The following is a 22,278-nucleotide window of genomic DNA, read 5'->3' on the forward strand; positions in this document are numbered from 1 at the left end:
GAAGCGGACGGAGGCGGCCATGTCGGCCACGTTGACGCCGAAGTGATCAATCATGGGATCAGTCTGTAGGCCGCCACCGACAGTTTCTGAACGGCAGCCATGCCCGGCCGTTGTATATTCCGTTAGCGGCATATAACGTACTCGCATGGACACTATCGAGGTGATCGCTGAGCCGGTCCGGCGGCGCATCCTCGATGCGCTGTTGGACGGCGAGCGGCTGGTGGGCGACCTGAGCGGCGAGCTGGGTATCGGCCAGCCGAGCGTGTCGAAGCACCTCGCCGTGCTGCGTGGCGCCGGCCTGGTCCGGGTCCGGCCGGAGGCGCAGCGCCGCTGGTACTCGTTGCGCCCCGAACCGCTTCGCGACATCGACGAGTGGCTGATGCCGTACCGCCGCCGCTGGGCGGACGCGCTCGACGCCCTCGAACTGCATCTCGATCGACAGGAGGAGACATGACCACCGAACGGCTCGGCGAGATTCTGCACCAGGACGGCCGCTATGGCCTGCGCTACGAACGTCGGTTGCGCCACGCCCCCGAGAGGGTGTGGCGCGCACTGACGGAATCAGAGTCGCTGCGGCACTGGATGCCCGCCGACATGGTCGGCGAGCGTCGGACGGGCGCCGACCTGGTGTTCCCGTTCTGGCCGGCCCACGTCGAGCGCTTCGGCATTCCGGCCGAGCAGGTCGCACTCGCCGGCCGGATGCTGGCCTGGGAACCGCCGCGGCTGCTCGAGTACAGCTGGGATGTCGACCTGCTGCGGTTCGAGCTCGAGCCGGACGGCGACGGCACCCGGCTGGTGTTCACCACCTGGCTGGGTGACGTCGATCAGTACCCGGCGCACGGCACGGCGGCCGGCTACCACGCCGCACTCGACCAGCTGGTCGAGTTGCTCGACACCGGCGCCGTCGCCGTGCCGGTGATCGACGTCCCGGTGGAAGACCTGGAGCGGCGCTACGCGGCGCTGCTGGGATCGTGATCGCATTTCCCTAGCCGCTGCTCACAGCAGCACTGCCCAGAGCAGCGCACCCTGTTGCCTCGGCGGCTGCGCGGGCAGGCTCGCCGCATGACCGACACCGCGACCGAGCCGATCCGGCTCGACCACCTGCTGCACGACCGGCTCTTCGAGCAACGAACCATCGTGCTCAGCGGCCCATTGGAAGACGACAACACGCTGCGGCTCTGCAGCGCGCTGCTGGTGCTGGCCGCCGACGATCCGGACGCCGACATCCGGCTGCTGATCAACTCGCCGGGCGGCTCCGTGCCCGGCATGCTGGCGATCCGCGACTGCATGCGAACGATCCCCAACGATGTCGTCACCATCAATCTCGGCATGGCCTACAGCGCCGGTCAGTTCCTGCTGTCCTCCGGCGCCAAGGGCAAGCGCTTCACCATGCCGCACGGACGGGTGCTGTTGCACCAGGGCTCGGCCGGCATCGGCGGCACCGCGATGGACATCGCCATTCAGGCCGACGACCTGCGGCAGACCCGGGACACCGTGCTGGCCTGCATCGCCGAGGACACCGGTCAGCCGCTGGAACGGGTTGAGGCCGACTCGCGCCGGGATCGCTGGTTCTCGGCGCAAGAGGCGCTCGACTACGGATTCGTGGACGCCGTCGTCGAAGGCCCGGAACTGCTTCCGGCGCCCCGGACCCGGATCGGAATGGGAGGGGTCCGATGAGCAGCTACCCGATTCCCTACGTCACCACCCGCACCGACCGCGGGGAGCGCACCGTGGACATCTACAGCCGGCTGCTGGCCGACCGGATCGTCTACCTCGGCACCGGCATCGATGACGGCGTCGCCAACACGGTGATCGCGCAGCTGCTGCACCTGGCCAGCGACAATGCCGACGCCCCGATCTCGCTCTACCTGAACTCGCCGGGCGGCTCGATCCCGGCCACGCTGGCCATCTACGACGCCATGCAGTTCGTCCAGCCCCGGGTCGAGACCACCTGTGTCGGACAGGCGGCGGCCACCGCTGCGCTGCTGCTGGCCGGGGGAGCGTCCGGCGGACGGCAGATCCTGCCGCACGGCCGGGTGGTGATCCACGCGCCCGCCGCCGAGGGACGCGGCACGATCCCCGACCTGATCCTGGAAGCGGACGAGGTGGCCCGCGTCCGCGCGCTGCAGGAGGAACTCCTGGCTCGGCACACCGGCCGGACGCCGGAGCAGATCCGTACCGATCTGGAACGCGATCTGATCCTCACTCCGGCCGACGCCGTGCGGTACGGAGTGGTCGACCGGGTGCTCGAATGGGAGGTCGCGGGCAAAGCCTCAACCTGAGCGCGAAGGACCTGGATCTCGCGGGGTGGCTAGGGGTTAAGGTGAGGCGCCCGGATACCGGATCGCACCCCTGAAGCGCCGGCCGGGCCCTGAGGAGGGGTTATGAGCGAGATCTCCGCACCGGCCGCCACGGCCCGCGAACTGACCGTCCGGGGGATCGTCCTCGGTGGCCTGATCACCCTGGTGTTCACCGCCGCCAACGTCTATCTCGGCCTGAAGGTCGGCCTGACCTTCGCCACCGCGATTCCGGCCGCGGTCATCTCGATGAGCGTGCTGCGGTACTTCAAGGACCACTCGATCGTCGAGAACAACATCGTGCAGACGATCGCCTCCGCGGCGGGCACCCTGTCGGCGATCATCTTCGTGCTGCCCGGCCTGGTGATGATCGGCTGGTGGCAGGGCTTCCCGTACTGGACGACGGCGGCCGTCTGCGCGATCGGCGGCACCCTCGGCGTGATGTACTCCATTCCGCTGCGGCGCGCTCTGGTGACCGGCTCGGACCTGCCCTACCCCGAAGGTGTGGCCGCCGCCGAGGTGCTCAAAGTGGGCGACAGCAGCGGCGGGGCCGCCGACAACCGCAGCGGCGTCCGGATCATCTCGCTGGGCGCCTTCGCCTCGGCCGGTTTCTCGCTGCTGTCCTCGCTCAAGGTGGTCGGCAGTTCGGTGTCCGGTGCGCTGCGGATCGGCAGTGGCGGCACCATGTTCGGGGCCAGCCTCTCGCTCGCCCTGATCGGCGTCGGTCACCTGGTGGGGCTCACCGTCGGCATCGCGATGCTGGTCGGCCTGGCGATCTCCTACGGCGTCCTGCTGCCGATCCGGACAGCCGGCAACCTGCCCGCCGACACCCCGTTGCTCTCCGCCGTCGGCAGTGTCTTCTCCTCCGAGGTCCGCTTCATCGGCGCCGGCACCATGGCGATCGCGGCGATCTGGACGCTGGTGAAGATCACCACCCCCGTGGTCAAGGGCATCCAGGGTGCCCTGGTCTCCGCCCGGGAACGGCGGGCGGGCACCTCCGTCGACGTCACCGAGCGCGACATCCCGATCACCTGGGTCGGCATCGTGGTGGTCGTCTCGCTGATCCCGATCGGCTTCCTGCTCTGGGACTTCGCCAGCGGCACCGCCATCCATCACGGTGTGCTCGGGATCGTCATCACCAGCATCGCGTTCGTGTTCGTGGTCGGCCTGCTGGTGGCGGCCGTCTGTGGCTACATGGCCGGCCTGATCGGATCGTCCAACAGCCCGATCTCGGGCGTCGGCATCATCGTGGTGATCGCCGCCGCGCTGCTGATCAAGCTGACCTTCGGTGCCGCGAACCCCGAGGAGAGTCTCTCGCTGGTCGCTTACACGCTGTTCGCCGCGGCGGTGGTGTTCGGTGTCGCGACCATCTCCAACGACAACCTGCAGGACCTGAAGACCGGCCAACTGGTCGGCGCCACCCCGTGGAAGCAGCAGGTCGCGCTGATCATCGGCGTCGCCTTCGGCTCGGCGGTCATTCCGCCGGTGCTCGACCTGATGCAGACCGCCTTCGGCTTCGCCGGCGCCCCCGGTGCGGGTGAGAACGCACTGGCCGCCCCGCAGGCGGCGCTGCTGTCGTCCCTTGCCACGGGCGTGTTCGGGGTCTCCATCGACTGGGGCCTGCTCGGTCTCGGTGCACTGATCGGCGTCGGCATCATCGTGGTGGACGAGGTGCTCGGCAAGACGACGAAGTCCTACCGGCTGCCGCCGCTGGCGGTCGGCATGGGCATGTACCTGCCGATGGCGTTGACTCTGATCATTCCGATCGGCGCCGTGCTGGGCACGTTCTACGACCGCTGGGCCGCCAAGGGCCGTCCCGAACGGGTCGAGCATCGCAAGCGTCTCGGAGTGCTGCTGGCCACCGGCCTGATCGTCGGCGAGAGCCTGTACGGCGTGGTGTTCGCCGGAATCGTCGGGGCCACCGGCAAGGACGAACCGCTGGCCATCGTGGGTGAGGGTTTCGAGAACTGGGCCGCGATCCTCGGGGTCCTGGTCTTCGTCGGGCTGACCGGCTGGATCTACGCCCGCACCCGCCGGACGGCCGAGAACGACGGCTGAGCGCCGGCGACCTCAGGCGGCCAGGCAGACCGGTCCGCGGACCGCGCCGGCGCCGAGCCGCGAGCTGGTCCGCAGGGTCAGCTCGGACACGGTCAGATCCAGGGCGCCGGCGACGGCGGCGAGCAGTTCCGAGGACGGCTCCTTCAAGCCGCGTTCCAGCTCGGAGAGGTACTGCGGAGACATACCGGCGCGTCCGGCGACGTCGACGATCCGGTCGGCGCGTTCCAGCCGTTCGGCGCGCAACTGCTCGCCCAGAGCCTCCCGCCAGAGCGGCTCGACAGGTTCCGGCTGGCGCTCCGGCCGCAGCGGTACGACGTCTCCCATAGGCACACGGTAGTCCCAGTCCTAGACTCCGGTCATGACACAGACGTCTGATCTGAAGCCCCGTAGCCGCGACGTCACCGACGGACTGGAGAAGGCCGCCGCGCGCGGAATGCTGCGGGCGGTGGGCCTGGGGGACGAGGACTTCGCGAAGCCGCAGATCGGGGTGGCGTCGTCCTGGAACGAGATCACCCCGTGCAACCTGTCGCTGGACCGGCTGGCCAAGGCGGTCAAGGACGGCGTTCATGCCGCCGGCGGGTATCCGCTCGAGTTCGGCACCATCTCGGTCTCGGACGGCATCTCGATGGGCCACGAGGGCATGCATTTCTCGCTGGTCTCCCGCGAGGTGATCGCCGACTCGGTCGAGACCGTGATGAACGCCGAGCGGCTGGACGGCTCGGTGCTGCTGGCCGGTTGCGACAAATCGCTGCCCGGCATGCTGATGGCGGCCGCCCGGCTCGACCTGGCGTCGGTCTTCCTCTACGCCGGGTCGATCCTGCCCGGCATCGCCCGGCTGTCGGACGGCACCGAGAAGACGGTCACCATCATCGACGCCTTCGAAGCGGTCGGCGCCTGCGCCGCCGGGCTGATGTCCCGTGCCGACGTGGACGCCATCGAACGCGCCATCTGCCCCGGTGAGGGTGCCTGCGGCGGCATGTACACCGCCAACACGATGGCCTCGGTCGCCGAGGCGATCGGCATGTCGCTGCCCGGCTCGGCAGCTCCGCCCGCCACCGACCGCCGCCGGGACGGCTTCGCCCGGCGCTCCGGCGAGGCCGTGGTGAACCTGCTGCGTCGCGGCATCACCGCCCGCGACATCATGACCAAGGAGGCATTCGAGAACGCGATCGCCGTGGTGATGGCCTTCGGCGGCTCCACCAATGCCGTGCTGCACCTGCTGGCCATCGCCCACGAGGCCGAGGTGGAGCTCACCATCGACGACTTCCAGCGAGTCGGCGCCAAGGTGCCGCACCTGGCCGACGTCAAGCCGTTCGGCGCCTACGTGATGACCGACATCGACCGGGTCGGCGGCGTCCCGGTGGTGATGAAACTGCTGCTCGACTCGGGTCTGCTGCACGGCGACTGCCTGACCGTGACCGGCAAGACCATGGCCGAGAACCTGGCCCACATCGCCCCGCCCGACCCGGACGGCAAGGTCATCCGGGCGATGCAGCAGCCGATCCACCACGCCGGCGGCATCACCATCCTGAAGGGCTCCCTGGCACCTGAAGGTGCGGTGGTGAAGAGCGCCGGCTTCGATGATTCGGTGTTCGAGGGCACCGCACGGGTCTTCGACGGCGAACGTGCCGCGATGGACGCCGTCGAGGCCGGCACCCTCGGCAAGGGCGATGTCGTGGTGATCCGCTACGAAGGCCCCAAGGGTGGCCCGGGCATGCGCGAGATGCTCGCCGTCACCGGCGCGATCAAGGGTGCCGGACTCGGCAAGGACGTGCTGCTGCTCACCGACGGCCGATTCTCCGGCGGCACCACCGGGTTGTGCGTCGGCCACGTCGCCCCCGAGGCGGTCGACCTCGGCCCGATCGCTTTCGTCGCCGACGGTGACCGGATCCGGCTGGACGTGGCGAACGGACGCCTCGACCTGCTGGTCGATGACGACGTGATGCGCACCCGGCAGGACGCCGGCGTCACCCACCCCGCACCCAAGTACACCCGCGGTGTGCTGGCCCGCTACCGCAAGCTGGTCACCTCAGCCAGCCGGGGCGCCGTCCTCGACTGAGACCGTCGCCCCCGTCATCCCGGGCTTGCCCCGGGATGACGGGTGTGGGATGACGGGTGGGGTCGCCGGGACGACGGGGCCACCGCTGGTCGAGCTTGTCGAGACCCCTGCCGCGGGTCCCGACAGGCTCAATCGACGGCGCCGGGATGGCTCTGCCGGACGGCAGTGACGAGGTCGGTGAGCATCCGTTCCAGAAGGTCGCGCTCCTGCGGTGACAGGCGATCCGTCAAGGCCTTGGTGGCCTCCGTCATCGGCCGGTAGAGGCGTCGCAGTTCGTCGAACCGGTCGGTCGAGCGCAACTGGGCCGAGCGGCCGTCCGCGGGATGCCGTTCCCGGTCGATCCATTGCTGCTGTTCGAGGCGAGCGAGCACGCCGGTGAGGGTGGCCCGGGGCAGCCCCGTCCGGATGGCGAGGTGCGAGGGCGTGCATGGGCCTTCGCGGTCGATGACGTCGAGGACGTCCAGATCGCGCGGGTTCAGGCCGGCGGTACTGGCGACCTTGTCATTGACGATCTGGAGTTCGATCCGCAGCTGCCTGACGCAATCCCTGATCGACGTGTCGCTCACTGGGACGTCCGGTGCCGGTTCGTGGTGGGGGAGACCGCTCGGCGCAGGTGGTCGTCGCGGCCCAGTTCGGCGACCATGGCGGCGGCGAGATCGGCGCGGGTGGTGGTGCCCTGGGTGGGGTGGTCGAGGTCGAGGCGGTAGTCCGAAACCTGGTCGGCATCGATCAGCCGGCCCGGCCGCATCACCGTCCAGTCGATGTCGTCGACGGTCTGAAGGTATTCCTCCATGGCGCGCATGTCCGCGTACAGCGTGCGGCCGATGACGTTACGGAGCAGCGGAAAGGCCAGGTGGTCGGCGAACCAGTTCATCGGCGGCGGCGGATAGGTGAGTCCCGAACTGACCACGACCAGGCGCCTGGCCGAGGGGCTGCGCCGCATCGCCTCGACGATGTTGCGCGTCCCCACGGAGTAGATGCTGACCGGATGCCGGGTGTAGGCGCAGCCCAGGGTGGAGAGTACGGCGTCGGCGGTGGCGACCGCCTCGTCGAGGCCGTTGCCGGAGAGGGCGTCGGCCTGCGCGACAGAGAGTTCGGGGCGTGGATCGAGTGGCAGCGGATCCGGACGGCGACTCACCGCCGTCACCGTATGGCCCGCCCGCAGGGCCTCCCGGCACATCCACAGCCCGGTGGGTCCGGCGGCTCCGACGATGGTGACTCGCACGTTGACCTCCGAGGGGAGAATAGTACGGAAATCGTATCATCTGTCCTCGTGGAACCGCAGTGCGGCTCGTCGTCACCCCTGGCTCCGCCTCTCGTCGTCCCCCCGGCTCCGCCTCTCTTCGTCACCCCGGCTCGCCTCTCTTCGTCATCCCGGGCTTGTCCCGGGATCTCATCACTGCGTGTGTCGCTAGATCCGGTCAGGAGATCCCGGCGTTCGCCGGGATGACCGGGAGCGGGACCGGAGCCGGGATTGCGGGTGCCGGGATCGCGCGGTGGGAGGCCGGGATGACGGTGGGTCGTCTCAGCAGTCCCGCAGACGCTGCAGCACGTCGTCCAGCATCTGCTCGGTGAGCTTGCCGGTGAAGGTGTTCTGCTGGCTGACGTGATAGCTGCCGAACAACCGCACCGTGCGATCGCCGGCCCCCAACTCGGCTTCGGCACCGTGCCCGAACCGTGGCTTCGGACGCGGCACCGACCAGCCGAGCCGGCGCGCGGCGGCCAGGGTGGCGTCCCAGCCGATCGCCCCGAGCGCGAGTATTCCCCGTAGCCGGGGCGTGATCAGGGTCAGTTCACGATCCAGCCAGGCCGAGCAGGTCGCCTTCTCGACGGTGCTCGGTTTGTTGTCCGGAGGTGCGCAACGCACGGTGGCGGTGATTCGCAGATCGCGCAGCGCCAAGCCGTCCCCGGCGTGGAGCGCGGTCGGCTGGTTGGCCAGGCCGGCCCGGAACAGCGCCGCGTACAGCCAGTCGCCGGAACGGTCGCCGGTGAACATCCGTCCGGTCCGGTTGGCCCCGTTGGCGGCCGGCGCCAAACCGACGATCAGCAGGGTGGCGGCGTCGTCGCCGAAGCTGGGCACCGGACGCCCCCAGTACGGCTGGTCGGCGAACGACGCCCGGCGTCCGAGGGTCGCCACGCTTTCCCGCCAACTCACCAGCCGAGGGCAGGCCCGGCACACCGACGAGCGGGCCTGCAACTCATCCAGGCTCGCGGACGCCGCCAGTCGCGCCACGTCCGCGGCGTCCAGTGCGACCGGAGTGGCCGTCGTCGCCGGATCCCCCGGCCATCCGGTGCCGGGCGGCACCGGCGAACCGAACGGCCGTCCGGTGATCGGGTGCGAATCGGTCAACGTCGGCCGGCCAGGTGTCGGAAGACCAGGTGGGCGCAGCCGATCACCAGGAAGACGATGCCGATGGCGAGCACCCGCGGGGTGCGCATCTCCGGGTCGTCCTCGGAGCGGAGGAGGTACAGCAGCCCGAACAGGAGATTCATCACCATCGGCGCCAGGACCAGGACGCCCACGGCGATCCGGATCGGATGCCGATGCGGCGTCGACGGCTTCCCTGCGGCGAGTTCCCGCGGTATCGGCCCGAGCACCTCGACAGGCGTGGCGCCGAGGTAGATCCCGGCCGCGGCGGAGTCCGGATCCTGCCCGATGTTCACCGGACGGCGCGCCGGTACCGGCCCCATCGGCTGCTGATCGAAGAGCGCCATCGCCACCGCCTCCCAGGTTCGACCCGAATGTGGCCGCAGTGTAACCCCGGCCTCCGGACGGCGAACCTCACGTAGCCTGACCGGGTGCGGATCGCGACCTGGAATGTGAACTCGGCCAAACAGCGGATGCCTCGGTTGTTGCCCTGGCTGGACGAGCGGCGCCCGGACGTCGTCTGCCTGCAGGAGACCAAGCTCACCGACGACGCGTTCGCGGAGTTGTTCGCCGAACCGCTGGCGGAACGCGGCTACGAGTTCGCCAGCAACGGCCAGGGTCAGTGGAACGGTGTCGCGCTGCTCTCCAAGGTCGGGCTGGACGACGTCGAGCGCGGCTTCCCCGACATGCCCGGCTTTCCCGGACCGGAGGCGCGGGCGATCAGCGCCGGCTGCGACGGTCTGCGGGTGCACAGCCTCTACGTGCCGAACGGCCGGGAACCCGACTCCGACCACTACCGCTACAAGCTGGACTGGCTGGCCGCGCTACGGGCCGACGTGGCCGCCGGCCCGCAACGGGTGGCGCTGTGCGGCGACATGAACATCGCCCCGGCCGACGCCGACGTCTTCGACCCGCAGGCCTACATCGGCCAGACCCACGTCACCGAACCGGAACGTGCGGCGCTGCAGGCGCTCACCGATCTCGGGCTGCGCGACGTCGTCCGCGACCGTTGGCCCACCCAGCGGGTGTTCAGTTACTGGGACTACCGGGCCGGCATGTTCCACCAGGATCTCGGCATGCGGATCGATCTGGTGCTGGCCGACACGGCGACGGCGTCCCGGGTGGCGGCGGCCTGGATCGACCGGCAGGCCCGCAAGGGCACCGGCCCCAGCGACCACGCCCCGGTGATGGTCGACCTCGACGAGGCGCCGGACGGCGACATCGGACCGATGGTGCCGCCGCCGTCCGCGCCGCGCACACCGCGCCGGGGAACCCGCAGGCTGCCGCAGTCGCGGTAGCGGCCGCAGCCGGGACGCCGCGGTCGCAGTCGGCGTCCGGCACGGCCTGTGTCAGAATCGGGCCAGTGTCCGTTCCGATCGGGAGTTTGCATGCAGTCGTGCGAGGCTTGTGGCCGACCGCTTTCCGATGACGCGTTGCGTTGCCCCGCCTGTGGACGTTCGGTTCCGGACGCCGTCCGCGGCGATGCCGTGCAGCCGCACGATGCCGAGCAGACCGGAGAGATTCCGCCGGTCCGTTTCACCGGCGAACCAGCGGGTCCGAGTGAGTCCTCGCCCGACTCCGAAGACTGGGATCCGGACGAGACCACCCGGTTCCGGCCGGTCTACGACTCGAGCCGCAACCGGCGCAACACGCTGGCCCTGGCCGGCCTGTCGGTCGCCCTGATCGCGGCCGTGGTGAGCCTGGCCTGGCTGATCGGGCAGACCGTCGGTGCCCGTCCGATCACCACCGGTTCGGCGCCCGCCACCGTCACCGCGACACCATTGAGCAGCACCCCGCCACGCAGCGCGGTCGTCTGCACCACCGAGGTGGCGCGCAGCACCAACACCAGCTGTGCGGTCGCGACCAGGGTGCTGTCGGCCGTCCGCACGCTGGGTACCGATCTGCCGGACAAGTTCCGGGTGACCATCGTCGATCCGAACAGCCAGAAGAACGCCACCTACGTGTGTTCGATCAAGTCGTGGATCGAGTGCTCGGGCCCGGGCGACGCCCGGGTCTACGTACGCCGGCTGATCTGATCCGCCGGCCTCAGCTGGGCTCCGGAGCGATCCGCGCCGAGACCAGGCAGGCCGTCCGCAGCTTCGCCCACGACGAATGCACCGTCAGCGTCGACAGTGTCGCCGGCGGGTACCGGTAGGCGATCAGGGCCCGGGCCTCGGCGTCCGATGAGCCGTCGGCGAGGGCGTGCGCCAGCGCCGGAATGCCCGGTGCGTGACCGACCACGAGCAGGCTGCCGCAGCCGCTCGGCACGGTCATCAGCTCCTCGAGAATGGACATCGCGCCGGCGTTGTAGATGGCGTCGCTCGACCAGATCGGCACGCCGAGGCCGAGCGCCTCGGCGGTCTGCATGGTGCGGGTGGCGGACGACGCCAGGACCAATTCGATCCCGGCGCCGCGCAGATGTTCGCCGACACCACGTGCCTGCACGATGCCACGGGCGCTCAGCCGACGGGCATGATCGCCGCCGGGGCCGGGCGCCTGCCATTGGGCCTCGGCATGGCGCAGCAGGTGCAGTGTGCTCACTCGGTCAGGACTCGGAATCGGGCTCGGAGCGGGTGAACTCGTTCTCGTAGTCGGTGCCCTGGGCCCGCCGCCAGCTCTCGAAGATCTCGGCCTCCGCTTCGGTGCGGCCGACCCAGACTGCGCCCTCGACCGACTTGCCCGGCTCGAGGTCCTTGTAGACGGCGAAGAAGTGCTCGATCTCGAGCAGGGTGAGCTGGGGCAGATCCTTCAGCTCGGTGAGGAAATCCTGCCGATGGTCGGCGGTCGGGATGCACAGCACCTTGTCGTCGCCGCCCATCTCGTCGGTCATCCGGAACATGCCGATCGCGCGGCACTCGATCAGCGCACCCGGGAAGGTGGCTTCGGGAACCAGCACCATGGCGTCCAGCGGATCGCCGTCCTGGCCGAGGGTGCCCTCGATGAAGCCATAGTCGTTCGGGTACTGAGTCGAGGTGAACAGCGTCCGATCGAGCCGGATGCGGCCGGTGTGGTGGTCCATCTCGTACTTGTTCTTGGTGCCCTTGGGAATTTCGATGGTCACATCGAAATGCAGGGTGGCTGGAATCTTGGCGCGTGTGAACTCGGCCACTACGGTTCCCCTTTCGGAGGCTGTCATGATGGCGTGGTGCCACGCTCGACCCTATCGCCAACCATGCCCGCGGCAACATGCCGAAAGCGGTAGCCCGGACGGCCGCCCGCCGGGCCCGGACGGTGGTGCTGGTGCTGCTCGCGGTCGTGGTGGTGGCCGCGACCACGCTGCTGGCGGTGCCGCAATGGCGCGCCGCGGTGCTGCCGAGCGCGACTGTGGTGCGGAACTCGCCGCCACCGGTCGGCTATCGGGCGCCGGTCACCGCGAGCCCACCTGCGCTGCCGCTGGACGACCTCAGCCAAACCCCGGCGCCGACAGCCAAGGCGCTGCTGGCCGGGCTGGCGAAGCTGCCGAAGGGGGCCGCGGGAAAGACGTCGGTGGTGGTCGCCGATCCGCAGTCCGGGCAGATCCTGATCGATCGCGGCGACCGGCCGGCTGTGCCGGCGTCCACGCTGAAGCTGCTGAGCGCCCTGGTGGCTCAGGAGACGCTCGGCAACGACCGGAGGTTCGCCACCACGACGGTGAGCCCGAAGGCCGGCACGGTCGTGCTGCGCGGCGGCGGCGATCCGCTGCTGCACGACGCCCGCACCGACGGACGTGCCTCGCTGCAGCAACTGGCCAGTTCAACAGCGGCCGAACTCGCCCGCGCCGGGACGACCCGGGTGAAGCTCGGCTACGACGCGACCCTGTTCACCGGCAACCCCTGGCACCGGCACTGGACCGACAACTACCGCTATTCGGTGGCCCCGATCACCGCACTGATGATCGACGGCGGCCGCACCCGCACCGGCGAGGCCGACAAGAATCCGGCCCGCACGGCCGCCGAGAAGTTCGCGAAGCGACTGACCAAGGCCGGCGTCACGGTGACCGCGGTCACGCCGATGAAGGCACCGGACGACTCCCGCGAACTGGCAGCCGTCCAGTCGCCCAGCGTCGAGGAGCTGATCGCGCACGCACTGCAGGCCAGCGACAACACCGCGGTCGAGACCCTCACCCGGCAGGCGGCGCTGGCCTCCGGGCAGCGCGGCGACTTCGCCGGGGCGAGCCGCACGGTCACCGACACGCTGCGCCGGCTCGGGCTGTGGGCGTCCGGCATGGTCATCGACGACACCTGCGGGTTGAGCCGGGAGAACCGGGTCACGCCGGGGGTGCTGGTGAAGGCCGTCCAGCTGGTGCTCACCGAGGAACGTTTCCGTTCCCTGCTGGAGGGGTTCCCGGTCGGCGGCGTGACCGGCACCCTGACCGACCGGTTCGACGATGCTCGTGAACGAGCCGGACGCGGTGTCGTCCGGGCCAAGACCGGCAGCCTGCGCGACGTCACCACGCTGGCCGGCTACCTGGTCACCTCCGACGGTGCGCCGGTGGCCTTCGCGCTGGTCGCCAACCAGGTGAGCCGGCCGTTGGCCGTCCGGGACTGGATGGACACCACCACGGCCCGCTGGGCGGCGTGCGGCTGTGGCTGAACCTGACGGATCGGTCGCTGTGCCGGTGCTGGACTGGTCGGTGGCCGCCGGTGCCGGACGGCGACTGGTCCCGGCCGGTCCGGAACTGACCCGGGACGAGGCGTCCGAGGTGGTGACCGAGCTGCGGTCCTGCGCCGACCGGGCGACGGACGCCGTGGCCGCGGCCAGCGGACTGGCCGTCCCGCCGTCCACGCAGACCCTGGTGCTGGACCGGGCCGGCTGGGTGAGCGCCGTGGTGTCGATGACCGAATCGATGCTGCGCACGATCGGCCAGACGCCGCCGGCGACGCTGGGTGAGAAGGTCTCCGGACGTCTCGCCGGTGCCCAACTGGGCTCGGCGCTCGCCTTCGTGGCGACCCGCATCCTGGGCCAGTACGACCCCTATTCCCCGGCGCCGCGGTTGCTGCTGGTCGCGCCCAACATCGTTGCCGCCGAGCGGTCGATGGCGGTCGAACCACGCGGCTTCCGGCAGTGGGTCTGCCTGCACGAGCAGACCCATCGGTTCCAGTTCGGGGCCGCGCCCTGGCTGGCGGTCCACCTGCTCGGCCTGCTCCGCGACGTCTTCGATGACGCCGGCGAACGGTCCGGACGGCTCCGGCTGCTGTCGGTTCCGCAGGCGACCGCGCTCGACAAGGTGACCGCGGTGATGTCGCTGCTGGAGGGCCACGCCGACGTGGTGATGGACGCCGCCGCCGACCCTCTGGTGCCGCAGGCCGCCCTGCTGCGCCGACGGTTCGAGGGCCGCCGGGATGCCGGCGGCCTGATCCAGGTGCTGTCCCGGGTTCTCGGCCTGCAGGCCAAACGCGAGCAGTATCTGCACGGTGCCCGGTTCTGCCGCGCGGTGATCGCCCAGGCCGGCGTCGACGGCCTCAACCTGGCGTTCCGCGCCCCTGAACTACTGCCCTCCCTTGACGAGCTGCACAACCCGGCCGGGTGGCTGCGCCGAGTCCCGGAGCGGGCCGGCTGATGGCCCGTCGGGCGCTCGGGCCGGCCACCTTGGCGGTGGTCGCCGCGATCGAGCGGATCAACCACGGCGAGGACGTGCTGGTCGCCTGCTCGGGCGGTGCCGATTCGCTGGCGCTGGCGCACGGCGTCCGGCTGGCCGCGCAACGGACCGGTTTCGGGGCGCGCGCGGTGGTGATCGATCACGGCCTGCAGGACGGCTCGGCGGCCCATGCCGAGGCTGTCGCGGCCGGGCTTGACCAGGCGGGGCTGCCGGCGCAGGTCGTCGCGGTGCGGGTGGACTCCGACGGTTCCGGCCCGGAGGCGGCGGCGCGGGAGGCCCGGTATCGCGCGCTCAGCGGCGCCCGGCGGCCGCCGGAGGTGTGTTACCTCGGCCACACCCGCGACGATCAGGCCGAAACGGTGCTGCTCGGGTTGGCCCGTGGTTCGGGCCTCCGCTCGCTCGCCGGTATGCCGGCGAGCCGCGACGGCTTCGCGCGTCCGCTGCTCGACCTGTCCCGGGCCGCCACCCGGGAGTGCTGCCGCGAACTGGGCGTGGCCTGGTGGGACGACCCGCACAACACCGAGCGGCGGTTCACCCGGGTGCGGGTCCGTGAGGCCGTCCTGCCGGTGCTGGAACGCGAACTCGGCCCCGGGGTCGCCGACGCGCTGGTCCGCACCGCCGCTCTCGCCAGGGAAGACGCCGATGCCCTAGACGAGCTCGCCGCCGCGGTGGCGACTCCGGAGAAGTTGCCGTGTGCGGCCCTCGAACCACTGCCGGCCGCGCTGCGGCAGCGGGTGCTGCGGCGTTGGCTGCTGACCCGGGGCGCCGCCGAGGTGAACCGGGGGCACACCCTTGCGGTCGCGGAACTGGTCACCGGCTGGCGGGGCCAGCGCTGGGTGGAGGTGCCCGGCGTCCGGGTGGCGCGGCGCGACGGGCTGCTGGTCGCGCTGCCCCCGGCCGGCGCCGAGTGACGGTTCGGCACAACGCTCAGGTTTCGCTAAGGTGCGCGTGTGGACGCCAGTGACATTCGGTCCGACCTCATCGACGTGCTCTACACGTCCGACCAGATTCAGGACCGGTTGCGGGCGCTGGCCGCCGAGATCGAGACCGACTACGACGGCCGGGATCTGCTGCTGGTCGGCGTCCTCAACGGGGCGCTGATGGTGATGGCCGATCTGTCCCGGACCCTCGTCCGGCATTGCGAGATGGACTGGATGGCGATCTCGTCCTACGGCTCGGGCACCCAGAGTTCCGGTGTGGTGCGCATTCTGAAAGACCTCAACACCGATCTGGCCGGACGCCACGTGCTGGTCGTCGAGGACATCGTCGACACCGGCCTGACGCTGGCGTACCTGATCCAGAACCTGAAGTCGCGCAACCCGGCCAGCCTCGAAGTGATGGCCATGTTCCGCAAACCGGACGCCCTGAACAGCCCGGTCGCGGTGAAGTACGTCGGGTTCGACCTGCCCAACGAGTTCGTCGTCGGCTACGGCCTCGACTACGCCGGGCGGTACCGCAACCTGCGTGACGTCGCCACCCTGTCTCCGCACGTCTACTCCTGAGGCTCGGGCGGCCGAGCCCGGGCGGGAAACGCCCGTCTATTCTTGGGGATCGACGGCGGCCGCCGCGCTCAACAAAGGTGGGTAATGAAGGCTCAACGACTGTTCCGGGGACCGATCCTGTGGATCATCCTGGCGTTCCTCGGGATCGCGCTGCTTATCGACTACATCGGCAATGCCAACGGCTACCAGGCCAAGCCCACCTCCGAAGTGGTCGCGCTGATCAACAGCGACACTCCGCTGAAGAGCGTCACCCTGGTCGAGGGCGAGCAGGACATCCGGGTCGAGCAACAGGACGGCACCAAGGTCCGGGCCAAGTGGATCGGCAACCAGAGCCAGCAGATCATCGACCGGCTGAACCAGCGGATGGCCAACCACACCCTGGAGAGCTGGAGCGGCGACGTTCCGCAACAGGGCATCTGGAGCATGCTGCTGTTCACCGTCGGACCGTTCCTGGTCATCGGGTTGATCTTCTTCTTCCTGCTCAATCAGATGCAGGGCGGCGGCAACCGGGTGATGGGCTTCGGCAAATCGAAGGCGAAACTCGCCACCAAGGACACCCCGCGCACCACGTTCACCGACGTCGCCGGCTGTGAAGAGGCGATCGAGGAACTCCAGGAGATCCGGGAGTTCCTCTCCGAGCCGGCCAAATTCCAGGCGGTCGGCGCCAAGATCCCCAAGGGCGTGCTGCTCTACGGCCCTCCCGGAACCGGCAAGACGCTGCTGGCCCGGGCGGTGGCCGGCGAGGCCGGCGTCCCGTTCTTCTCGATCTCGGGCTCCGACTTCGTCGAGATGTTCGTCGGTGTCGGTGCCTCCCGCGTCCGCGACCTGTTCGAGCAGGCCAAGGAGGCCGCCCCGGCGATCGTCTTCATCGACGAGATCGACGCCGTCGGACGCCACCGCGGCGCCGGCATGGGCGGCGGCCACGACGAGCGTGAGCAGACCCTGAACCAGCTGCTGGTCGAGATGGACGGCTTCGACGTCCGGGGTGGCGTGGTGCTGATCGCGGCCACCAACCGTCCGGACGTGCTCGACCCCGCACTGCTGCGACCCGGACGTTTCGACCGGCAGATCCCGGTCGAGGCGCCCGACATGAAGGGCCGGCTGCAGATTCTGCGGGTGCACGCCGCCAACAAGCCGATGGCCCCGGACGCCGATCTGGAGTCGGTGGCCAAGCGCACCCCGGGCTTCACCGGTGCCGACCTGGCCAACGTGCTGAACGAGGCGGCGCTGCTGTGCGCCCGGCAGAACCAGCGCTACCTGACCAAGGAGCATCTGGACGAGGCCATCGACCGGGTGATCGCCGGGCCGCAGAAGCGCTCCCGGATCATGAACGAGCGCGAGCTGCTGATCACCGCGTACCACGAGGGCGGCCACGCCCTGGTCGCTGCGGCGATGCCGGGCACCGACCCGGTGCAGAAGGTGACGATCCTGCCGCGCGGCCGGGCGCTCGGCTACACGATGGTGATGCCCGACTCGGACAAGTACTCCAAGACCCGCGGCGAACTGCTCGACCAGCTGGCCTACATGCTGGGCGGCCGGGCCGCCGAGGAACTCGTCTTCCACGACCCGACCACCGGCGCCGCCAACGACATCGAGAAGGCCACCAACACCGCCCGCGCCATGGTCACCAAGTACGGCATGACCGAGCGGCTCGGCGCGGTGAAGCTGGGCAATGACTCCGACGAGCCGTTCCTGGGCATGCAGGCCGGCATGGGCGGCGGGCACCGCGACTACTCCGACGCGATCGCGGCCGCCATCGACGCCGAGGTCGCCGGGCTGATCAACACCGCCCACCAGGAGGCGTTCGACTGCCTGGTCACCAACCGCGAGGTGCTCGATGAGCTGGTCCGCCAGCTGTTCGAGAAGGAGACCCTCGACAAGGAGCAGGTGGCCAAGATCTTCGAGCCGCTGGTGCGCTGGCCGAAGCGTCCGGCCTGGACGGGCTCCGACACCCGGGTGCCGTCCGACCTGCCGCCGGTCGATCCGCCGCCGCCCGCGCCGAAGCCGGAGCCGACCTACGGCCCGCCGCTGCTCGGCCCCAACGGTTCGATCCAGGTGCCGGTGCCCACCACGCCCGGCGGCGGCGTTCCGCAGCCGCCGCACGACCCGTCCCAGCCGCAGTGGCAGCCGCCCTACGGCCAGCCCCCGTACGGCCAACAGCCTCCCCAGCAACCGCCGGCCGGTTGGGCGCCTCCGCCGGAGCGCTGACATGCCGGTGGACCAGCCACGGGTGGCGGCAGCCGTCCGCGAGATCCTCGCTGCGATCGGTGAGGATCCCGACCGGGAAGGGCTTCGCGAGACGCCCGCCCGGGTCGCCCGCGCCTACGCCGAGATCTTCGCCGGCCTGGACGGCGACCCCGCCGATGCGCTTCGGACCACCTTCGACATCGCCCACGACGAGCTGGTGCTGGTCAAGGACATCGAGGTGTGGAGCACCTGCGAGCATCACCTGGTGCCGTTCACCGGGGTCGCCCACGTCGGCTACATCCCTGCCGTCGACGGACGGATCACCGGGCTGAGCAAGCTGGCCCGGCTGGTCGACGTGTTCGCCAAGCGCCCGCAGGTGCAGGAACGGCTGACCAGCCAGGTGGCCGACGCCCTGGTCGAGCACCTGCAGCCCCGCGGCGTGATCGTGGTGATCGAATGCGAGCACCTGTGCATGACCATGCGCGGCGTCCGCAAACCCGGCTCGAAGACGGTGACCTCCGCCGTCCGAGGCGCACTGCGCAACCCGGCCACCCGCGCCGAGGCGATGAGCCTGATCATCGGCTGAGTTCGAACCGCTTTCCGGTGGAAATCCGGCCGCCGGCGCACCCTGTCGAGGCGTCACACGGTTTTCCCGGTTGAAATCAGCCGTCTGAAAAGGCTCCTAATCAACCGGCAACTGGTTCGGGCTGATCAGGGCTGACCCTTGTCGTATAACCACCACGAAGCGGTATGCGCGGTTCAACGCAGCCGAAAGAATGCGCGCAGCGGCGGCTTGGATTCGCCGACCTCGATGAAGCCGAGAGCCTCATAGAAGGCTCGTTGGCCGGGTTCAGCGTCGGTCAATAGAACCTGTTGCCGGACCTCGCCCGGGCCCTGGAGGACCGTCTCGACCAATCGGCGCCCCAGGCCCTCGCGTCGGTGTGAGGGGTCAACCAGCACGTCCTGCAGGTAGGCGATGGTGGTGCCGTCGCCGACGATTCGGGCCAGCCCCACCAGCTTCCCGTGGGATCGAGCGGTCACCACCCGCAGCGATCCGCGAACAGCCCGGACGAGAGCGTCGGGCTCGCGGGTGTAGGCCGTCCAGCCGACAGAGCCGTACAGTTCGAACAGTTCCTCGCGGCCCGGCTCGTCGACCTCGCTGAGTATCACTTCGCTCATGAATGAGAGCGTGGCACGAGGGTGCGGCTCCTCGTGCCACGGACGGTTGGGTAACGACCAGAAGCAGGGTCGGACCCGCGTGCGGCTGGATAGGCTGCCGCGAGTGAGGCAGTTCCAGAACGCCGGGCGGACCCTGGTGATGGGCATCGTCAACGTCACGCCGGACTCGTTCTCTGACGGCGGCGACTTTCTGTCGGCCGAGGCCGCCATTGCGCGCGGACGGCAACTGCTGGCCGAGGGGGCGGACCTGATCGATGTGGGCGGCGAGTCGACGCGGCCCGGGGCGGCGCGGGTACCGGTGCAGGAGGAACTGCGCCGGGTGCTGCCGGTGGTCGCCGAACTGGTGGCAGCCGGGGCTGCGGTCAGCATCGACACCACCCGTGCCGAGGTGGCGAAGGCGGCCGTGGCCGCCGGCGCCGACCTGGTCAACGACGTCTCCGGGGGGTTGGCCGACCCGGCGATGCTGGACGTGGTCGCCGAACTCGGTGTCGGCTATGTCGCGATGCATTGGCGCGGCCATTCCGACGTGATGCAGCAACTCACCCACTACGACGACGTGCTTCGTGACGTCGCCGCCGAACTCGCGCAGCGCCGGGACACCGCGCTGGCGGCAGGCATCGCGCCGGACCGACTGGTGCTCGACCCGGGGCTCGGGTTCGCCAAGACCCCCGACGCCAACTGGACGCTGCTGGCCGGTCTCGACGAACTGGCGGCGCTGGGGCAACCGCTGTTGATCGGTGCTTCCCGCAAGCGCTTCCTGGGTGACCTGCTCGACGGACGCGAACCGCGGCAACGTGACGACGCCTCGGTGGCGCTCACCGCGCTGTGCGCCGAGCGCGGGGTGTGGGGCGTCCGGACGCACACCGTCCGGCCGCACGCCGATGCCGTCGCGGTGGTGGCCAGGCTGGCCGAGGAGCGCCGTGGCGGGGTGCAGTAGGGTCTTGTCGGAGGTGAGTGCATGGCAGAGCCGAGTCCCGACCGGGTCCGACTGACCGGAATGCGGTTCCGGACCACCCACGGGGTCTATGACTTCGAACGGGTCGAGCCGCAGGATTTCGTGGTCGACGTGACCTGCGACCTGGCTCCTCGCACCGCCTCGGACGACCTCGCCACGACCGTGGACTACGCCGATCTCGCCAGGGCGATCGCCGGCGACGTCACCGGCGAACCGGTGAACCTGATCGAGACCCTCGCCGAGCGGATCGCGGCCACCTGCCTGAGCCGTCCGTTGGTGTCGGCGGTCGAGGTCACCGTGCACAAACCGCAGGCCAGAATGCCGGTCGAACTGGCCGATGTGGCCGTCACCATCACCAGGAGGCGCACCGCGTGACCGACTTCAATCCCAACGCCCACCTCGATTTCGATGTCGACACCTTGTCGGGCATGGTGCCGATACGTCAGGTGGTGTTCTCGATCGGCTCCAATCTCGGCGACCGGTTGGCCTACCTGCAGGGCGCGGTCGACCTGCTTCGCAACACACCGACGCTGAGCATCGCCGATATATCCCCGGTGTACGAGACCGCGCCCGTGGGACCGGTGGAAGAGCAGCCGGATTTCCTCAACATCATCGTCCGTGCGGACAGCACGCTGGCCTCCCTGGTGCTGCTGGAGCGTGCCCAGGCCATCGAGAAGAACTTCCTGCGGACCCGCGAAGTGCCGGGCGGGGCCCGCACCCTCGACGTGGACCTGATCACGGTCGGCGACCGGATCAAGGAAACGCCCGAGCTGACCTTGCCGCATCCGCGGGCGCACCAGCGCGCGTTCGTGCTCGTGCCCTGGCTGGACATCGACCCGGACGCCGCGCTGCCGGCCCTGGGACGGGTCGCCGAACTGCTCCGTGACGTCGACACCTCGGGCGTGCGGCGCCGCGACGACCTCGTCATCGATCTGTGATGTCCGAGCCTCGGCCGAGCGTCGAGCGAACCAGCCGTACCGTGCTGGCGATCGCCGCGGTCGTGGGCGCCGGGCTGGCCTGGGTGGTGCTGTCCAGCACGGAGAACTTCGGCTGGTCGGTCCCCCTGGTTCCACCGTTCACCGCGGTCGCGGTGGCCGTCCTCGCCGTCGCGACCTGGCTGGCCGCCCGCTGGATGCACCGCACCGTGCAGGTGCGCCGCGCACCTGTGGAGCCCGCGCGCGCGATCGCGCTGCTGCTCGCCGGCAAGGCGGCACTGATCGGCGGCACCGCGCTGGCGGCAGGCTACGCCGTGATCGCATTGCGCTCACTGCCCAACCTGGACGCCGCCCTGCCGCGCGAGCGGGCTATCTCGGCGGCCGTGTCGGCGGTGCTCAGTGTGGCGCTGGCAGTGGCCGGATCGGCCCTCGAGCGGGCCTGTCGGGTGCCTCCGGACGATGAATCCGGCGACGCGCCAGGGGCTGAGGACGGCGAGAGCGGCAGCCCCGGTTAGGCTTCGGCCGTGAAGCCGCACCCGGGACGTGTCCGTCGCCCCACCCGAGCCCGGGTGGTGTCCTGGACGACCCTCGCCCTGGTCAGTTGTGTGGCGGTGCTCGCCTATCTCTTCGGCGATCAACTCGGTCGTGGCCTCGGGCTGGTCGCACTGCTGGCCGGTGCCGCCCTGGCCTGCCTGCTGGCCTGGCGTGAGAATCGGACGGCGCAGCGGCTCCGTGAGGCGCGTGCCCTGCATCAGGTGCTGGTGCACGCCGAACAACTGCGTGCCGAACGCGCTCGCCAGCGTGCGGTGGTCGAGGTCCTCGGCTCGCGCGTGGAGGCACTGCACCGGCAACTCGAGACCTCCGGTCGGCGGGTGTGTGCGCTGCGCCAGGAGGTTTCCACCCTGCGCGGCAACTACGAGGCACTGCGTGTCGAGCTGGAACTTCAGGCCGTGCTGGAATCCGACGCCCGCATCGTCGAACTCGGCCGCTCCGGCCAGGTGATCGATCCGTGGGTGACCGCCCGCGAACTGTGGAGCCGCGACGAGAGTGTTCGTCGGCTCGCCTAGCCCGGATCGGGGCTGAGTCCGGCTCCGCCGATCTGCGCCTACTGCGCGACCCCAGCTGGGCGCACTGGCTGCGCCGGGCACGCTCGCCGTACG

General features: G+C 70.1%; 27 protein-coding genes. 19 read left to right on the forward strand and 8 right to left on the reverse strand.

The annotated features are described in order from the left end of the window. The first annotated feature begins 145 nt into the window (after positions 1–145). The 5 genes from Q0066_RS03585 to Q0066_RS03605 all read left to right on the forward strand — a co-directional run bounded on the left by Q0066_RS03585 (position 146) and on the right by Q0066_RS03605 (position 4,355). Positions 146–454 (forward strand): metalloregulator ArsR/SmtB family transcription factor, encoded by a 309-nt coding sequence (locus tag Q0066_RS03585; RefSeq protein WP_298130123.1) that lies wholly within the window; start codon positions 146–148, stop codon positions 452–454. After that, positions 451–975 (forward strand): SRPBCC domain-containing protein, encoded by a 525-nt coding sequence (locus tag Q0066_RS03590; protein ID WP_298130125.1) that lies wholly within the window; start codon positions 451–453, stop codon positions 973–975. The genes Q0066_RS03585 and Q0066_RS03590 overlap by 4 nt, the downstream gene beginning before the upstream one ends. Positions 976–1,062: 87 nt before the next feature. Continuing rightward, positions 1,063–1,677 carry a ClpP family protease gene (locus tag Q0066_RS03595; RefSeq protein WP_298130127.1) on the forward strand — a complete coding sequence of 205 codons (615 nt, stop codon included), beginning with the start codon at positions 1,063–1,065 and terminating at the stop codon, positions 1,675–1,677. Further along, complete coding sequence (locus Q0066_RS03600) at positions 1,674–2,282, forward strand: ATP-dependent Clp protease proteolytic subunit (RefSeq protein WP_298130129.1); 609 nt, start codon at positions 1,674–1,676, stop codon at positions 2,280–2,282. Before Q0066_RS03595 ends, Q0066_RS03600 begins: the two co-directional genes overlap by 4 nt. 102 nt (positions 2,283–2,384) lie before the next feature. Next, the gene (locus Q0066_RS03605; RefSeq protein ID WP_298130132.1) at positions 2,385–4,355 is read left to right on the forward strand and encodes an oligopeptide transporter, OPT family; all 1,971 of its coding nucleotides are present in this window, start codon (positions 2,385–2,387) and stop codon (positions 4,353–4,355) included. A 12-nt stretch (positions 4,356–4,367) separates the two neighbouring features. On the opposite strand, the gene Q0066_RS03610 is transcribed toward Q0066_RS03605, so the two are convergent. Then, complete coding sequence (locus Q0066_RS03610) at positions 4,368–4,679, reverse strand: helix-turn-helix transcriptional regulator (RefSeq protein ID WP_298130134.1); 312 nt, start codon at positions 4,677–4,679, stop codon at positions 4,368–4,370. Positions 4,680–4,713: 34 nt separating this feature from the next. On the opposite strand from Q0066_RS03610, the gene ilvD reads away from it, so the two are divergent. Beyond that, complete coding sequence (gene ilvD / locus Q0066_RS03615) at positions 4,714–6,414, forward strand: dihydroxy-acid dehydratase (RefSeq protein WP_298130136.1); 1,701 nt, start codon at positions 4,714–4,716, stop codon at positions 6,412–6,414. Between the two features lie 128 nt (positions 6,415–6,542). On the opposite strand, the gene Q0066_RS03620 is transcribed toward ilvD, so the two are convergent. The 4 genes from Q0066_RS03620 to Q0066_RS03635 all read right to left on the reverse strand — a co-directional run bounded on the left by Q0066_RS03620 (position 6,543) and on the right by Q0066_RS03635 (position 9,129). Then, positions 6,543–6,980 carry a MarR family transcriptional regulator gene (locus Q0066_RS03620; protein ID WP_298130138.1) on the reverse strand — a complete coding sequence of 146 codons (438 nt, stop codon included), beginning with the start codon at positions 6,978–6,980 and terminating at the stop codon, positions 6,543–6,545. Further along, positions 6,977–7,639 carry an NAD(P)H-binding protein gene (locus Q0066_RS03625; RefSeq protein ID WP_298130141.1) on the reverse strand — a complete coding sequence of 221 codons (663 nt, stop codon included), beginning with the start codon at positions 7,637–7,639 and terminating at the stop codon, positions 6,977–6,979. The genes Q0066_RS03620 and Q0066_RS03625 overlap by 4 nt, the downstream gene beginning before the upstream one ends. Before the next feature lie 300 nt (positions 7,640–7,939). After that, entirely contained in the window at positions 7,940–8,764 is an 825-nt protein-coding gene (locus tag Q0066_RS03630; RefSeq protein ID WP_298130144.1) for a uracil-DNA glycosylase, read from the reverse strand. Further along, positions 8,761–9,129, reverse strand: coding sequence for a hypothetical protein (locus tag Q0066_RS03635; protein WP_298130146.1), 369 nt, complete (start codon positions 9,127–9,129; stop codon positions 8,761–8,763). Before Q0066_RS03635 ends, Q0066_RS03630 begins: the two co-directional genes overlap by 4 nt. A gap of 84 nt (positions 9,130–9,213) precedes the next feature. Here Q0066_RS03635 and Q0066_RS03640 point away from each other — a divergent pair, with 84 nt between their 5' ends. Both Q0066_RS03640 and Q0066_RS03645 read left to right on the forward strand, forming a co-directional pair. Further along, positions 9,214–10,080: an exodeoxyribonuclease III gene (locus Q0066_RS03640; protein WP_298130148.1), complete on the forward strand. Its 867-nt coding sequence runs from the start codon at positions 9,214–9,216 to the stop codon at positions 10,078–10,080. Positions 10,081–10,215: 135 nt separating this feature from the next. Continuing rightward, a complete protein-coding gene (locus Q0066_RS03645; protein WP_298130150.1) occupies positions 10,216–10,818 on the forward strand; it encodes a hypothetical protein in 603 nt (200 codons plus the stop codon). Between the two features lie 10 nt (positions 10,819–10,828). On the opposite strand, the gene Q0066_RS03650 is transcribed toward Q0066_RS03645, so the two are convergent. Both Q0066_RS03650 and Q0066_RS03655 read right to left on the reverse strand, forming a co-directional pair. Next, positions 10,829–11,323, reverse strand: a complete 495-nt coding sequence (locus Q0066_RS03650) for a histidine phosphatase family protein (RefSeq protein WP_298130151.1) — start codon at positions 11,321–11,323, stop codon at positions 10,829–10,831. Positions 11,324–11,327: 4 nt separating this feature from the next. After that, a complete protein-coding gene (locus Q0066_RS03655) occupies positions 11,328–11,918 on the reverse strand; it encodes an inorganic diphosphatase (RefSeq protein WP_298130153.1) in 591 nt (196 codons plus the stop codon). Positions 11,919–11,968: 50 nt separating this feature from the next. Here Q0066_RS03655 and dacB point away from each other — a divergent pair, with 50 nt between their 5' ends. The 6 genes from dacB (at position 11,969) to folE (ending at position 18,635) form a co-directional block, all read left to right on the forward strand. Then, positions 11,969–13,354, forward strand: a complete 1,386-nt coding sequence (gene dacB, locus Q0066_RS03660; RefSeq protein WP_298130155.1) for a D-alanyl-D-alanine carboxypeptidase/D-alanyl-D-alanine-endopeptidase — start codon at positions 11,969–11,971, stop codon at positions 13,352–13,354. Next, positions 13,347–14,321 (forward strand): zinc-dependent metalloprotease, encoded by a 975-nt coding sequence (locus tag Q0066_RS03665; protein WP_298130157.1) that lies wholly within the window; start codon positions 13,347–13,349, stop codon positions 14,319–14,321. Before dacB ends, Q0066_RS03665 begins: the two co-directional genes overlap by 8 nt. After that, entirely contained in the window at positions 14,288–15,271 is a 984-nt protein-coding gene (tilS, locus tag Q0066_RS03670; protein WP_298130159.1) for a tRNA lysidine(34) synthetase TilS, read from the forward strand. The genes Q0066_RS03665 and tilS overlap by 34 nt, the downstream gene beginning before the upstream one ends. Positions 15,272–15,310: 39 nt before the next feature. Continuing rightward, on the forward strand, positions 15,311–15,862 hold the full coding sequence (gene hpt, locus Q0066_RS03675; protein WP_298130161.1) for a hypoxanthine phosphoribosyltransferase: 552 nt from the start codon (positions 15,311–15,313) through the stop codon (positions 15,860–15,862). A gap of 84 nt (positions 15,863–15,946) precedes the next feature. After that, positions 15,947–18,070, forward strand: a complete 2,124-nt coding sequence (gene ftsH, locus Q0066_RS03680) for an ATP-dependent zinc metalloprotease FtsH (protein WP_298130163.1) — start codon at positions 15,947–15,949, stop codon at positions 18,068–18,070. A 1-nt stretch (position 18,071) separates the two neighbouring features. After that, positions 18,072–18,635: a GTP cyclohydrolase I FolE gene (gene folE / locus Q0066_RS03685; protein ID WP_298130165.1), complete on the forward strand. Its 564-nt coding sequence runs from the start codon at positions 18,072–18,074 to the stop codon at positions 18,633–18,635. A 173-nt stretch (positions 18,636–18,808) separates the two neighbouring features. Here the strand turns inward: folE and Q0066_RS03690 are convergent, their stop codons facing one another. Further along, complete coding sequence (locus Q0066_RS03690) at positions 18,809–19,228, reverse strand: GNAT family N-acetyltransferase (protein WP_298130167.1); 420 nt, start codon at positions 19,226–19,228, stop codon at positions 18,809–18,811. A gap of 139 nt (positions 19,229–19,367) precedes the next feature. Between Q0066_RS03690 and folP the strand changes: the two genes are divergently transcribed. Genes folP through Q0066_RS03715 form a run of 5 tightly spaced genes read left to right on the forward strand, consistent with a single transcriptional unit; the run spans position 19,368 to position 22,185 of the window. Further along, on the forward strand, positions 19,368–20,165 hold the full coding sequence (gene folP / locus Q0066_RS03695; RefSeq protein ID WP_298130177.1) for a dihydropteroate synthase: 798 nt from the start codon (positions 19,368–19,370) through the stop codon (positions 20,163–20,165). Between the two features lie 21 nt (positions 20,166–20,186). Beyond that, positions 20,187–20,558 carry a dihydroneopterin aldolase gene (gene folB, locus Q0066_RS03700; RefSeq protein WP_298130169.1) on the forward strand — a complete coding sequence of 124 codons (372 nt, stop codon included), beginning with the start codon at positions 20,187–20,189 and terminating at the stop codon, positions 20,556–20,558. Beyond that, positions 20,555–21,121 (forward strand): 2-amino-4-hydroxy-6-hydroxymethyldihydropteridine diphosphokinase, encoded by a 567-nt coding sequence (gene folK, locus Q0066_RS03705; protein WP_298130171.1) that lies wholly within the window; start codon positions 20,555–20,557, stop codon positions 21,119–21,121. The genes folB and folK overlap by 4 nt, the downstream gene beginning before the upstream one ends. After that, a complete protein-coding gene (locus Q0066_RS03710; RefSeq protein ID WP_298130173.1) occupies positions 21,121–21,633 on the forward strand; it encodes a DUF3180 domain-containing protein in 513 nt (170 codons plus the stop codon). Before folK ends, Q0066_RS03710 begins: the two co-directional genes overlap by 1 nt. 9 nt (positions 21,634–21,642) lie before the next feature. Further along, positions 21,643–22,185, forward strand: coding sequence for a hypothetical protein (locus Q0066_RS03715; RefSeq protein ID WP_298130175.1), 543 nt, complete (start codon positions 21,643–21,645; stop codon positions 22,183–22,185). Positions 22,186–22,278: the final 93 nt, after the last annotated feature.

The sequence above is a fragment of the Micropruina sp. genome, assembly GCF_027492755.1.
Classification (GTDB): domain Bacteria; phylum Actinomycetota; class Actinomycetes; order Propionibacteriales; family Propionibacteriaceae; genus Micropruina.

Coding starts and splice junctions, on each gene's coding strand:
- Q0066_RS03690 (WP_298130167.1), bottom strand. CDS start 19,228: ATGAGCGAAGTGATACTCAGCGAGGTCGACGAGCCGGGCCGCGAGGAA.
- ftsH (WP_298130163.1), top strand. CDS start 15,947: ATGAAGGCTCAACGACTGTTCCGGGGACCGATCCTGTGGATCATCCTG.
- Q0066_RS03710 (WP_298130173.1), top strand. CDS start 21,121: ATGTCCGAGCCTCGGCCGAGCGTCGAGCGAACCAGCCGTACCGTGCTG.
- Q0066_RS03610 (WP_298130134.1), bottom strand. CDS start 4,679: ATGGGAGACGTCGTACCGCTGCGGCCGGAGCGCCAGCCGGAACCTGTC.
- folE (WP_298130165.1), top strand. CDS start 18,072: ATGCCGGTGGACCAGCCACGGGTGGCGGCAGCCGTCCGCGAGATCCTC.
- Q0066_RS03590 (WP_298130125.1), top strand. CDS start 451: ATGACCACCGAACGGCTCGGCGAGATTCTGCACCAGGACGGCCGCTAT.
- dacB (WP_298130155.1), top strand. CDS start 11,969: ATGCCGAAAGCGGTAGCCCGGACGGCCGCCCGCCGGGCCCGGACGGTG.
- Q0066_RS03595 (WP_298130127.1), top strand. CDS start 1,063: ATGACCGACACCGCGACCGAGCCGATCCGGCTCGACCACCTGCTGCAC.
- ilvD (WP_298130136.1), top strand. CDS start 4,714: ATGACACAGACGTCTGATCTGAAGCCCCGTAGCCGCGACGTCACCGAC.
- folP (WP_298130177.1), top strand. CDS start 19,368: ATGGGCATCGTCAACGTCACGCCGGACTCGTTCTCTGACGGCGGCGAC.
- Q0066_RS03585 (WP_298130123.1), top strand. CDS start 146: ATGGACACTATCGAGGTGATCGCTGAGCCGGTCCGGCGGCGCATCCTC.
- Q0066_RS03600 (WP_298130129.1), top strand. CDS start 1,674: ATGAGCAGCTACCCGATTCCCTACGTCACCACCCGCACCGACCGCGGG.
- Q0066_RS03655 (WP_298130153.1), bottom strand. CDS start 11,918: ATGACAGCCTCCGAAAGGGGAACCGTAGTGGCCGAGTTCACACGCGCC.
- folB (WP_298130169.1), top strand. CDS start 20,187: ATGGCAGAGCCGAGTCCCGACCGGGTCCGACTGACCGGAATGCGGTTC.
- Q0066_RS03605 (WP_298130132.1), top strand. CDS start 2,385: ATGAGCGAGATCTCCGCACCGGCCGCCACGGCCCGCGAACTGACCGTC.
- Q0066_RS03635 (WP_298130146.1), bottom strand. CDS start 9,129: ATGGCGCTCTTCGATCAGCAGCCGATGGGGCCGGTACCGGCGCGCCGT.